Source organism: Vibrio sp. HI00D65 (genome assembly GCF_001635455.1).
GTDB lineage: Bacteria > Pseudomonadota > Gammaproteobacteria > Enterobacterales > Vibrionaceae > Vibrio.
The window spans coordinates 1-464 of record NZ_LWEH01000280.1 but is presented as its reverse complement, the minus strand read 5'-3'; the positions used below and the strand labels follow the sequence as shown (position 1 = coordinate 464).

Genomic DNA, 464 nt, shown 5'->3' with positions numbered 1-464 from the left:
GCCTTACTCTTAGCTGCTTGTGTGGTGGCTTTCTTCTTGCTGCTACCACGTTTAGATAAACTTGTCTTTCCTGTTGTGATTATGGGGATTGTGCTTATTCAGCTAACTTGGGCTTCTGGTGAGGTTTGGTTACTTGACCCTAAGTTATCGCACGCGGTTGGATTTGCAGGTTGTAGCGTATTGCTGCTCTCGGCACTGGCGTATGCACTTAACTGTTACCGCAGCCCGATCAAAAGTGCGTACTTTTGGGTAACGGGCAGTTACTTTCTCGCCCATGCGCTTATCGTCGCCTCTCTGACCATTTAGGGTAGAGCGTCTCCTAGCCTGAGCTATATCAAGGCAGCTTTGCTCAAACTCGGTACTCTACGTGTAATTCATTAAACATGAGATTGAGTTATGACTACCGAAATTCACGCACACAACGTTTTAAACTTGCTTAGTGAAAAGCCTCTGACTCGAGAAGC

Annotated in this window: 1 protein-coding gene and 1 pseudogene; both read left to right on the top strand. The window is 46.6% G+C overall.

What is annotated here, in order from left to right:
* The coding region (locus A3712_RS18730; protein WP_231891841.1) for a lysoplasmalogenase family protein at nt 1-306 on the top strand (306 nt) is incomplete at its 5' end.
* Nucleotides 307-396: 90 nt separating this feature from the next.
* A pseudogene (locus A3712_RS28930) lies at nt 397-464 on the top strand (YecH family metal-binding protein); the annotation flags it as partial.